Annotated in this window: 9 protein-coding genes and 1 pseudogene; 3 read left to right on the forward strand and 7 right to left on the reverse strand. The window is 35.5% G+C overall.

Annotated features, from left to right (window positions below):
* Positions 1-806 precede the first annotated feature (806 nt).
* The 4 genes from NSS81_RS10100 to NSS81_RS10115 form a co-directional block, all read right to left on the reverse strand.
* The gene (locus tag NSS81_RS10100) at positions 807-1,679 is read right to left on the reverse strand and encodes a GNAT family N-acetyltransferase (protein WP_342433372.1); all 873 of its coding nucleotides are present in this window, start codon (positions 1,677-1,679) and stop codon (positions 807-809) included.
* Positions 1,680-1,774: 95 nt separating this feature from the next.
* The gene (locus NSS81_RS10105) at positions 1,775-2,299 is read right to left on the reverse strand and encodes a cysteine hydrolase family protein (protein WP_342433373.1); all 525 of its coding nucleotides are present in this window, start codon (positions 2,297-2,299) and stop codon (positions 1,775-1,777) included.
* A 144-nt stretch (positions 2,300-2,443) separates the two neighbouring features.
* Positions 2,444-2,938 (reverse strand): GNAT family N-acetyltransferase, encoded by a 495-nt coding sequence (locus NSS81_RS10110; protein ID WP_342433374.1) that lies wholly within the window; start codon positions 2,936-2,938, stop codon positions 2,444-2,446.
* A gap of 255 nt (positions 2,939-3,193) precedes the next feature.
* Positions 3,194-3,691 (reverse strand): ATP-binding protein, encoded by a 498-nt coding sequence (locus NSS81_RS10115; protein WP_342433375.1) that lies wholly within the window; start codon positions 3,689-3,691, stop codon positions 3,194-3,196.
* 220 nt (positions 3,692-3,911) lie between these two features.
* On the opposite strand from NSS81_RS10115, the pseudogene NSS81_RS10120 reads away from it, so the two are divergent.
* Positions 3,912-4,750: pseudogene (locus tag NSS81_RS10120) on the forward strand (tyrosine-type recombinase/integrase).
* Positions 4,751-5,821: 1,071 nt separating this feature from the next.
* On the opposite strand, the gene NSS81_RS10125 reads toward NSS81_RS10120, so the two are convergent.
* Positions 5,822-7,297 carry a LysM peptidoglycan-binding domain-containing protein gene (locus NSS81_RS10125; RefSeq protein ID WP_342433376.1) on the reverse strand — a complete coding sequence of 492 codons (1,476 nt, stop codon included), beginning with the start codon at positions 7,295-7,297 and terminating at the stop codon, positions 5,822-5,824.
* A 311-nt stretch (positions 7,298-7,608) separates the two neighbouring features.
* Here NSS81_RS10125 and NSS81_RS10130 point away from each other — a divergent pair, with 311 nt between their 5' ends.
* Positions 7,609-7,794: a hypothetical protein gene (locus tag NSS81_RS10130; RefSeq protein WP_342433377.1), complete on the forward strand. Its 186-nt coding sequence runs from the start codon at positions 7,609-7,611 to the stop codon at positions 7,792-7,794.
* A gap of 35 nt (positions 7,795-7,829) precedes the next feature.
* Here the strand turns inward: NSS81_RS10130 and psiE are convergent, their stop codons facing one another.
* Positions 7,830-8,279, reverse strand: a complete 450-nt coding sequence (psiE, locus tag NSS81_RS10135) for a phosphate-starvation-inducible protein PsiE (RefSeq protein WP_342433378.1) — start codon at positions 8,277-8,279, stop codon at positions 7,830-7,832.
* 539 nt (positions 8,280-8,818) lie between these two features.
* Between psiE and NSS81_RS10140 the strand changes: the two genes are divergently transcribed.
* Positions 8,819-9,571, forward strand: coding sequence for an SDR family NAD(P)-dependent oxidoreductase (locus NSS81_RS10140; protein WP_342433379.1), 753 nt, complete (start codon positions 8,819-8,821; stop codon positions 9,569-9,571).
* A 133-nt stretch (positions 9,572-9,704) separates the two neighbouring features.
* Here NSS81_RS10140 and NSS81_RS10145 read toward each other — a convergent pair whose 3' ends face one another.
* Complete coding sequence (locus NSS81_RS10145) at positions 9,705-11,108, reverse strand: M28 family peptidase (RefSeq protein ID WP_342433380.1); 1,404 nt, start codon at positions 11,106-11,108, stop codon at positions 9,705-9,707.
* Positions 11,109-12,381 lie beyond the last annotated feature (1,273 nt).

Raw genomic sequence — 12,381 nt, forward strand, 5'->3', positions numbered from 1 at the left:
ACCTCCTCTTAATTCAAGCATTTCTGGAGTATCTCCAATTTACTCTTTATTTGATCTTTTAAAACAAAACTTTCCTCATTGAATTTAAGTATCATATTAATTGTAAAGCCTTGGGGGTTATTTTATATTGTAGATTCTCTACTGTTTTATTGGATAAAATCTGCCAATATTATTGATGATTTGTACTATAGTTACTTTTGGACAAATAATATGTTGCTAAATTTATATGCCTGTTTAGATTTTTGGTTAGAAAGGCTATTTAGTAATTCATTCAAATAAAAACAGATAAAGGCAACTACCAATAATGGTAAGTTGCCTCATTTAAAAAATATCGAAAAAACCTCATTTATTTATGGTACGGTTCACCGTAGTTATTTAAGAGGCAAAAAACAGAACAGAGTTCCATTAACTATCTCTCGCTTTCCGTTAAGTATGTAATCAAGGGGCAGTTGGATACTTTTAATATTATTAAAGATCTAGAAAGGTCACACTGAATAATGATTTGTTTTATGTATCTTATTTATATTTGATAAACTCCTACAACAAAATTAAGAGTAGGATAATATCTGTTTAAAGGGCTCCGTTTTGAGGTGCATATCATATAAATGGCAATGAAAATGGCTCGTAAACTGACATCAGTTTTGCAAGCCATTTTTCAGGTTTATGGAGCTTTATTGACACCAAAACCTATATCTTTTTCTTCAACTAAAGCCCCCCGTTAGCCATCCAATGAAGCCCCCCTTCACCACAAAAAATGTAAGAAAATATCGTTCTTACATGGTAGTTGAATAAGGATATTGCTATCCTTAACCAAAGATTTGTGCAGTAATAGCAAATAATTCTTTATTTCTATATGGCATATTAATAGAATTCTTTATCATTATCGGAGGATTACTAACCTTTATAAATCCACTTTTCTCCAAGAATAACATTAACTCGTCATTACTAGATGGCACATCAATCCTTAACTTTCCTTGATGATTAAGAACTAACCCATCGATTATTAAAGCAGCTGTTTGTGAATCTGGTGCTACAATAGGTCCTATTAATAAATTTACTGGACCTAATATGGATAATCCAAATCCAATAATCTTCCCCTTTAGATTTTTAACAACTAAACATTGTTTTGATTGATTTATCCTGTTAAGAAGTAATTTTCTTCTCTTATCACCAAATGCAGCCCAATCTAATTCAATAATCTCATTAATATCATTCTCACGGTATTTCTCTAAGGTAATTTTCCGATGATTATTAAACAATTTAGTTGGAATATACTTATCACTTAGATACTTATGTACAGAGTCGACAGTAATAAAACCCATGTCTTCATATAAGGGTTTCCCATCTTCAGTTGAAATTAACATTATTGAGGTATTTCGAGAAACACTGTCTATACATTTCTGAGTAGCCTTTTTTCCTAAGCCTAAACCTCGATATTCTTCATTAACAATAACCATACCAATTGAAGCTAAATCAGTATCATAAGGTATAATTGCGGCACTCGAAACAATTTTCCCCACAGCATTTTTATGTCCGTATATTTTACCTGATGACATAACAGTTTTAATTTCATGTTCATCATAATCCCAGCCAACTGATTCAGAAAGTTCTATTAAACCTAAGACATCATATTTATCAAATTCAACGAATTCTAATACTGTTTTATTGTCTGTATGCATTAGAAATCTCCCTATTTCATTCCTATTCTTATCATAATTTACTATCTAGCCCTATTCAACTCAAGCCCCCAATTAGTTTAAGTACATAATTTCACTCATCTATCAAATGTAATATCTTTACTTGGGTAAACAGCGGCAAACCAACGTAATACTTCGTTGTGATGGTTAATAATTTGTTGGGCAGTAATGTCCTGTGAATTCCAAGTGCTGTGTGTATCTGAAACTAATGTGACCTTATATTCCATACTAAAAGCCCTTCTGCAAGTTGTATCCACACACGCTTCTGTTTGAATTCCTGCAACAACCAAATGGTCAATCCCATGTTTTTTCAGTTCTTCATCTAAAGAAGTATTATAAAATGAATCAGGAGTTGTTTTTTGAATGATTACATCCTGATTCTTTGGAGTTAGTTCAGGATGAATCTCCCACCCCTTTGTCCCATACTCTAAAGGTTTACCAGCAGGTGCGTTATGCTGTATATAAAAAATAGGTGTCTCGGTAGAGCGTGCTTGTTTGATTAAATCTTTTAAATTTTTTAGCATTCTTTCCCCTTTATAGACGACATTACCTTCCTGAAACATTCCATTTTGAACGTCTATAACCAGTAGTGCTTTCTTCATTTTCCTCCCCCTAAAAACATACGTTCGTTATTATTTATTGTACACTATTCATTAAGATTTGTTGAACAAACCAGCATCGTTAGTGGAACAAGAAAAAAAGCCGCCGAAGCAGCTGGTGATCTTAAACTATTGCACCCGTTAAGTTCAATATTCTTTCTGAGATAAATCCAATTGGAAAATAAGTGAATTTCTATCAGGGTAATCATATTGAATTGGCAAGTCCTCTTTATCAATCTTTTTAAATCCAACCTTCTTGTAAAAGCTGTGTGACCTAGTGGCTTTGGATGGAGTGTCCAAAATCACCTTTAAAAACCCTTGTTTATTCGCAAAATCAAGCAATGCTTGATATAAACCTGTTCCTATCCCAAACTCTTTACCACGGTAATCTTTATAAACGAAAAATTTCTTTAAAACAGAGACCTCGTTCGTTTTCTTTTGCAAACCGATAGAGCCTACAACCTCACCGTTATCGTTTAACGCTACCCAAAAGTTTCCTCCGTCGTTTATATAGTTTGATTGAATATCCAAAATGTCTGGTTGTTCTTCTGCACTAATCCCTACACCATATTCAACATTCTGTACGTGCAATATTAAATTAATGACTTCTTCTTTATATCTATTATCGTAAATCGTAATCATTAATTTTCCTCCAAATGTATTTTATTTAAAGAATACTATTAATTTTTGTTAAATTAAACTGAACCGTTAGCTCTACAAGCGATAGCCATTGTTTAGCTATCGCCCCCAGTTAGTTTAAGTGTACCACTTCACAAAGTTACATCGATTTTAACATATATACATTGAAACTTTTCTTACTCACATTTCACTTTATATCATATAGAGTTCCTCCCAGAACAGAAGGTACTCTATTCACACAAATCATTGAACTCCTTGTTATTCTTTTCCGCTAAACTCTAAAATTTTTAAACCCTCGGATGCCTCTGGTTCTTCAAAAAATTTAGTAACATGAATAAACACCGCTTCCGTGTCAAAAGCTGCTCTTTTGGGTTGTTCGTTACGCCTTTGTGCAATTTGACGTAAGCATTGCTCGTTATTTAGATTAAGGAAAATTAGTTGATGGCTTGCATTGACCTCTGACACCATATCCAAAAACCACTTTCGCAGTTTTTGAGTGTTAGCTGGAAAATCCATCACTACATCTGTACCGACACTTAATATGTTTTGGACATGCTTTTTCACCAACGGCTTGAGCTGCGCTGAGAATTTTAGATAGTCCTCAAATGATGCAATCTGATTGGGATATAGAGATGAAAGCCATTCATCCTCAGACAACAGTACCGCATGTTTATCTATCGCCAATTGTTTTGATTTAGTTGATTTTCCAGCGCCCATTTTTCCACAGAAAAAGTATAGAGTCCCCAATTGTTTCATATTTTTTACCCCCAGCGCTTATTTTAGTGGTTGTTGCCCCACCTTGTAAGACTATAATTTATTTTTTTATATTTTTTCACTAATGTTGCACTTATTTAATTTTTTAATATAAAAATACTCGAAATGTTCGCTAATCTGCCCGATAGTTCAATACCTACGTTTCCATTTCTATAATCAAGGCAATAATTCCTCCAATATAACCGAAAAGGAGGATATTATTTTGTTATTATCAAAAGCCTGGGAATTATATGAATCGGATAAAATGATTGAAGGATTCTCCCTTCAGACATTAAAGGGTATAAACTCCAATCTAAGCTAATTATCCAATACTTTAACGATGTGAATATTGAATCATTGACGACTGAACGCCTGAAAGAATACTTAGCAAAATCCAGTGAACACCTAAAGCCATCAAGTTTGTCTCATCGAATTCGATTCATTAAATCGCTGTTTCGTTGGATGCACGATGAGGGGCATATACCGAAAAATCCTGCTGCGAAAATCAAAGAACCAAAACAAGGAAAACGGATTCCAAAATTTTAAACGGAAAGAGAAATTGAACATTTGGGGGAAGCGTGTTTTACTACAATGGAAAAGGCACTATTCGAATTTATGTTTTCAACGGGTTGTAGAATAGGTGAAATTGTTTCTCTTGATAGAAATTGCATTAATTGGTCAAATCGTTCTGCAATAGTCCTTGAGAAGGGTGATAAGGAAAGGGAGGTCTACCTTAATATACGGTGAGAAATCTGGCTTAAGCGATACTTAGACCTTCGCCAGGATAAAGACCCAGCCATTTTTGTTACTGAACGTCACCCGCACCGAATGAGTATTGGACAGATGAGGTACATCATAAAGCGAATATCTAGTCGGGCAGGGATCAACAAAGAAATTCATCCACACCAACTACGCCACAGCTTTGCCACACACCTATTGAACAACGGAGCTCCCATTGATGTTATTCAAAGTTTACTGGGACACGAAAAAAGCGAGACCACTAGGGTTTATGCTCAGTTAAGTGGAAGCATTAGAAGAGAATTTTATAGAAAATATTTTTAGAAATAGATGTCAAAAGGCAACGGACACCTCCGCTGCCTTTTCTATATATTCGATTAACTTTCTGTGTTTCTCCAAGCTATACTTTTCCATCCTACGCCTTCCTTTTAGCAGTTTATCACATTATTATAAACAAGTTACCAATCATTAAGGATTTCCTTTTTTTACTTATATTAACATTTATCACTTAATATCATCTGTTAAAAAAAGGAAAAAGCGTGAACATTTTTGAACTAAACTGCACCAATAGTTGAAGAAGCGACAGCTTCTTCTGTTATCGCATCCGTTAATGCAAGAAGAATCCCTTTATGGCAACATAAAAAACAAATAAGGATGCAACAATACCGATATATCCCCAAGATTCTCTTCTGTTTTTTTGGAGTTCGATTTTAATTAGACGTATGTAAGATTTAAGGGGGAAAGTATGCTGAAAATATTAAGAATTATCTTATCAATAATTACTATCGGCTCATATCATTTATTGATATGATATTTTTGTCAATTGCATTTAGTTTTCTTCATTAAATATAAAGTATCTAACGAATCTCGAGACAGCCTGTCTTGCTTAAAGACAATTATATAATCTATTTCCTCTTCATCTTTTAAAACTCGGTTATACATTTCAATTAGAAGTAATTAAAATCAAAATGGAAGTTCCCTTGATTTGCGCTGGGCAATTTCCACTCTCTTTTTCAAAAAAAAAAGCACCGTCAACTCACCTTTGAAGAATTCTTCAACAGTGAGTTAACGGTGCTTCCGATGTTTATATTTAATTCTTAATTCAATGATAGCTAGCATAAATAATGATGTAAAGAAGAAGTACACATTTTAATTAAACCTTTCGGTATCTTGCACATCATTGATCATTACCGTTCGGTAGGCTGCACGACTTGGTATCCATATGTTGTATCGAGAAACGGATATTGAAGATAGTTATTCAAAGTCAATACCCGCTTCCAACAACAAAATACCACATTATTTACAACTTTTTTTGCCTTTATTTATGGTACGGTTCACAGTAATTAATCCGAAACAATGCAATTATCGGGGAGTGACAGTGAATGGCACCGATATTTATTGAACGGATACTAAAGTCAATTTTGTCCCCCTTTTCCCTTCTAGTGTTAGTGTTGCTTTCTTTCCTTTATGTTTAAATAATTCATTAATTATGTTGCCCGTTGCTTTTGCAGTATATGTAGTACCTTCAGACGTGATAAACCGAAACGTTCCGTTATCATCTACCCCACCTACTTGAGCTTCTATCATTATTTGATTGACAGTAGGGGCAGTAGTCGAAGGGATCTTGATGCTTTGTCCAATTTTCAACTTTGTTGGTTCAACTCCTGGATTTAGTTCTTGAATCTGTGAAACAGAGAACCCTAATGTTTTACCGATTTTTGTAAAAGTATCACTGCTCTTAATCACATAGGTGCCTGTGTGATCCAATATTTGATTGTCAGTAGGTGCAGTTGTCGAAGGGATCTTGATGCTTTGTCCAATTTTCAACTTTGTTGGTTCAACTCCTGGATTTAGTTCTTGAATCTGTGAAACAGAGAGCCCTAATGTTTTACCGATTTTTGTAAAAGTATCACTGCTCTTAATCACATAGGTGCCTGTGTGATTCAACGTATCATTAATGTTTTTGCTTGGTTTCTTATTCGTTAAATAGGTTTCACTCACAAACGCTATTTTGCCATTGAAATGAATCTTAGCCCAACCATTAATAGTGGATATCATTGACACACGATCGTCTAATTTTAAAGAGCCAATCATTGCACTTTTCGTCGAAGCTGCTTGTCTTACTTTTAACGATGTTGCTGTTACATACATGGATTTAGTAGTTTGGCTTGTTAGTGATTCAGCCGCTTGTTTTGATGTAAGATAATCCGCACTCACAAAACAAACTCTTCCTTTAATCAAAATGCCTGCCCATCCGTCTTCTTCGAATACAACCTTAACCACATCACCTTTTTTATATTTTCCGATAATACTACTTTCAGTGGTCGGTTTGGATCGAATATTTAGTACAGTGGCGGTAACCATTTGCTCTTCTACTTTTGGTAATAGAATTTTCTTTCCGTCAATGGCAGATAGCCCATTGGCATTTAAGATTCCTTCTGCTGTTACACCATGTTTCGCAGCAATTGCTTCAATTTTTTCACCACTTCTTACCTGATAGGTATATTCTTCTATTACCGCGGCATTCGAAGTAATGGAAGAAATACCAAGAACTACGGTAAAAATTCCCGTCGCGACTAATCTTTTTACTGGATTTTTATTAATCCATTGGCTCACCTGTGCTACATATGTATTCCAATTGGCACGAATATCGATTAAGAATCCTTTAACATCTAAGACATTCCGGATATCAAAATGATTTACGCCCTGATAATATTCCCGTTTTTCCATCCTTGAAGTGAAAACTGGTAAATTCTTTGGTTGCTTGCTCTTTCCGTGAGCTTCCTTCCTGCTTAACATTAATTCCCCATTTAAAAATAACTCTGTAGTCAATATAACTCCGTCTCCAATTCTCTCTAAGTTGAAAGTCATGCATAATATTTCCTACATATGATTCGATGGTTTATAAAATTTTTTGTCCCTCTTTTGTCAAAAAATTTGAAATTAGTTTAATATGGTCATATTTCCATATTCATGATGAATAGGCAGTTTATACTTGTCTTGAAGAGAGTAAGCACGAATGGAAGGCAGAAAATGGGTGTACAACAAATATGAAGTGTGGCAGAAGCAGTTCCACTTTTGGTCTGATGTTAGAAATGGATGTACCGAAGGGTGCACCGTGGGGAAAGTGCGAAAAGAACATTACTCCAGGCACAAAAAATCAAAGAAAGTGTAGTGTTATAATGAAACACAAAAGGAATACAGAGGCAGTAGTTATATTTGCCAAAAAGAAGAAAGAAGAAACAGCTGAAGATGACATTGGGTCTGACCCCAAAAATTTCACGAATTCCACGGGATTTTCAAATAATTATATCTATACGATGCATGGAAACCATTTTCCGTTTACCACATGTGGAACAATCTTGTGAAACAAGATTGTTCGGGGAGTGACAGGCACCGGAATTTAATTTTCTTTTTTTAAAAACCTGTTACTATCGGGCCTTTCACGAGGGGTACAATTGATAATGAAATAACCAATTATTAGAATTAGGATTATAATCGCATATAATAATGCATTTTCAGGGTGTTCGTGATCAACAATAATTATTCTGACCATTGCCGTTATACCAATATATATAAAATATCTAATAGGGAAATGGTATTCTTCTTTAAAGTACTTAACAATCATCGAAATAAACTCAAAATATAAAAAGAAGATAAGGATATTTGCTAGAAAAAGGTTATAATCATTTTGGCCTCCTCCTATCAAAATCTGAATGAAGATGATTATTTCCTTTACTAGTAAAAAAGATAAAATTATTCCTAAAAAAACGAGAGAAATATTCAAAAATAGTTGGAATATCTTTGGGATAAGGTATAAGATCCTTGAAAAATCCTGCTTTACCTTTAACATACAAACCTTCCTCTCACTTTAAAAACATTATCAAACTTTCCTTTTTCTATAACCTGCTCGCTAACCCTCGTTCTCTATTCATACTCTTTTTTTCTTTAATAGTTGTAAAAAGAGTGCGTAATTCCTCTACTGAGATTTTTTATACCATTTAAACTCACCGTCTTAACCGATAATGTTACTATCTCACCCTCTTTCATTTCTACTATCATCTTGCAAATAATTCAAACAACTATATTATACAATACTTAAATTTGCTGAAATGTTAAAATTGCGTCAATTTTAAATGTACCGGACAACATAACATTATGATTAACCAGTATATGGATAGTGCCTGTCACTATTCACATTTGGGGGGTTGTTTCTATTTCCCTTGCCCAAAAATACTCATAATAAAGATATTGAATTATAAATCAATCAATAGCCTTCAAAATTAGGGTTGAGCATTTTAATTGAAAATATAAATTATTAAGATTATAATTATCTCGAATTAAAAATATTTTAATTCAAGATAAACAACCAACTAATGGAGGTAATACATTATGAATAGACTATCAGGAAAAGTTGCTATCATTACAGGTGGAGCAGGTGGAATTGGTAAAGTAACAGCAGAAAAATTTTTAAAAGAGGGCGCTAAGGTTGTTTTAGTAGACTTATTTGAAGAATCTCTTGCTAAAACGAAAGAGGAACTATCCTCATTTGGCGAAGTACTTACTGTCCAAGCAGATGTTTCAAATGAATCTGATGTGGAAAATTACGTTAACAAAGCGATTGAACAATTTGGCAAAATTGATATATTCTTTAATAATGCTGGTATCGAAGGCAAAGTAGCTCCTATTATGGAACAAAAAGTTGAGGATTTGGATAAAGTGCTTAGTGTCAATGTGCGCGGAGTATTTTTAGGGTTAAAACATGTTCTAGCAATAATGACTAAACAAGGATATGGCAGTGTGATCAACACTTCGTCAGTAGCAGGATTAGAAGGTAGTCCTGGCGTATCCCCTTATATTGCTTCAAAGCATGCAGTAGTCGGATTGACAAAAGCAGCAGCAATTGAAGTAGCAAGTGCTGATGTACGTGTAAATTCAATTCATCCATCACCTGTTAATACAAGAATGATGCGTTCTTTAGAAGAAGGATTAGGTGCAGAACAAGAAGTTATAGCAAAAACGATTCCATTAGGACGTTATGGCGAAGCAAGCGATATTGCTAATTTAGTTTTATTCCTTGCTTCTGATGAAAGTTCATTTATCACGGGAGCTCAGTATAGAGTTGATGGTGGTATGGGAGCGTAAAGTAATATTTTTTTAAAAAATTGTAGGAGACGGCAACTTTACGGCTTAAATTCTCCCATCTAACAAAAATAACCCATGGAGAAATGAATTCCCCATGGGTCTTTTTGTATGGAAAAAGCTGCGTGGTGTGGTGTTAGGCACCAGGCGAGCGATTCTCAAATTCGTAATCAACTAGACCAGGAGCGACCCGGGCATTCTTTAAGGCTGGAGTGTCCGGTCTTGCAATTTGATAGACGGACGCGCCAACGATTTCGGCCGTTTCTTGCAGCTTATTTTTATCAATTTTATCAATGGTATCTGCCGGTGTATGGTACCATGGCTCCAGCGGCGAGTGAATAAATAAGGCAGCTGGAATTCCAAGCAGATGGAATGGCTCGTGATCACTGCGTCCCAACTGCCCCATTGGAATGGTTTCAGCGGCAGCAGTTCTGGCACCTGCTGCAGAACCAAGATCCGTTACTAAATTCTTCTTGCCATCAATCGTATACATAATTAACCCACCTGCCGGATGATCACCGCCAGCATCCCTGCTGCCTATCATATCCATTTGGAAGTGTGCTACTATTCGATCCGCTTCTTCCTCGCTGAACGTGCTTGCATAATAAGAGGATCCCAGCAATCCTTTTTCCTCGGCACCAAAAGTAACAAAGCGGAGCTCTGTATCAATTTGAGTTTTGGCCATTACTCTAGCAAGCTCTAATACAGCCGATACTCCTGAAGCATCATCGTTTGCCCCAGGTCCACCCGGAACAGAATCATGGTGTGCGCCGACCATGACAACCTGGCCGGTATCCTTGTTTTTATTCGGCTTCATTTTAGCAATGACGTTGTAGGAGGTTTTTTCAATAAAACCGGATCCTTCAACTTTAATAGTTGCTGTTAATGAGCCAGCCTTTAACTGCTCTACTAGGTCCAGACCCTGAGCCCTTGTGATAGCAACAGCCGGTATATTTTGACCAGGATTAGCACTTCCAAAACGGTTAGTAGTACCACTATTATTGTACATAATAACACCAAGTGCTCCCTTGTCCAGTACATTTTTGATCTTTTCAACGAAGGTGATATCTCCACGTTCAATTAGGGCAATTTTCCCCTTTACTGCCTCTGGCACTTTGTCAGCATATGCCAATCCAACATAGACCACCTCAGCCGTTACCTCACCGCTGTATGACCCAGACATCACGTAAGGATTTAGCGGTTTGCCATTAACTTCAAGTGTTCCAGATACATTATTTCTTAGCGCTTCATAAAATGGAAAAGGCTGCAGTTCCGTCTCATAGCCATACTGCTCAAACTGACTTTTTATGTACTGGGCTCCTATTAACTCCCCTTCAGTTCCAGCCGCACGTGGCTGCGCTGATAGTTTTGCAATCGTGTCATACATGTTGTCAGCACTAATTTTCTTGATAACTTTGTTATCAAAAGCAGTTGCAGACTGTGCATTCGGTGCCTGAGATGGCTCTTGTGCACTCACACCATTTACACTTAACACTAACCCCGCCGTTAATAATAGTGAAATCGTCTTTTTCTTAGCCATAATTTTCCTCCTCTATTAATGTAATCGCTTTCAATTATTAACGATATTAGCAGCTTGGTAAACTATTAAAGTGTTACAAAAAGAGAGGATAATCTACATTACAACTACTATTCTCCTAGAAAAAGGATGAAACTTTGGAGATACAAGCTGATATATGGTGAAAAATGAACGAAAAATAGGAGAAGATACCTACTATTGAAAACTGATAGAACTCTATTAAATACCCCTTATTACCTTGATAAAGACTGAAGGAGTCGAATAATAGTCTTAATTTATGCTTTGATTTAATTTGCAGTGGCGTTCTGACTCTAAAGTTAGGGGATTTTTGTTTTCTTGTAATTATATCTAATTATTTCAAAATTTCTATGAGGTTCTCTTCGATTTTTGAGATAAAACTCACGCCCTTTTTACATAAGATGTCTTGTCCTTAATCGAGTAACCAGCAAAAGAAATATAAGCGGAGAGTTTCCTGTTATATGCAGAATAGAGCTCGTTTTGGGGTAAATAAGGGGAGGTTTTCCGGTTATGCAAAGCAAAATCCCTCATTTTCAAGTTTTTCGAGTCAATAGGCGGAATCTCTCCGTCTATTTAAGCTTTTTTTAATAATATTTACTAATTAAGCGAAACTTTTCCGTCTATTTATCAGCTCGGGTGCTTAACGTGATCCCCCCACCGATAAGTGCGGACCCTCTTGATTCTAGATGCGGGGATCAGCAGCTTTTTATCGACCAGCTTATAAAGATCAATACAATTGGTACTCAAAACGGCACTGCAAATGACAGAAGTTTTGACCCTCTTTTTTAATTGTACAATACTTATTGTCCACCATAATAATGACGTCAATTGCTATGTCAAAGTTAATGGTATTCCGTAGAAACCTTGATAAATAAAGAAAAGACGTATGCCAATTCATACGTCATTTCTTGTGTCATTTATTAAGAAAGCACCCGAAAACGGAACCCTTTAGAACCACTTTTCCCTCGTTATTACAAAACCTCTCCTCGACAAACTTCTCTCCTCAAAAATCACTCAAACCCCTATATACCAGCAAAAACATCAAACCCAATCAAACGTTTGATTAGTGGATAATTTACTAATTAATCGTTTGATTAAATACATCCAAAACCCTTTCGTAAAACGAACACAGCCCTTTGATTAGAAAATTTTTTGTCGATGATACCTCTCAGCCTTTGATAACTATCTTCAATATTTACCTATATAAACTATGAACCTACAAAAATCAGCAAATTTTGATACTACACAAACGTTTGAT

This window comes from Neobacillus sp. FSL H8-0543 (genome assembly GCF_038592905.1).
Classification (GTDB): domain Bacteria; phylum Bacillota; class Bacilli; order Bacillales; family Cytobacillaceae; genus Neobacillus.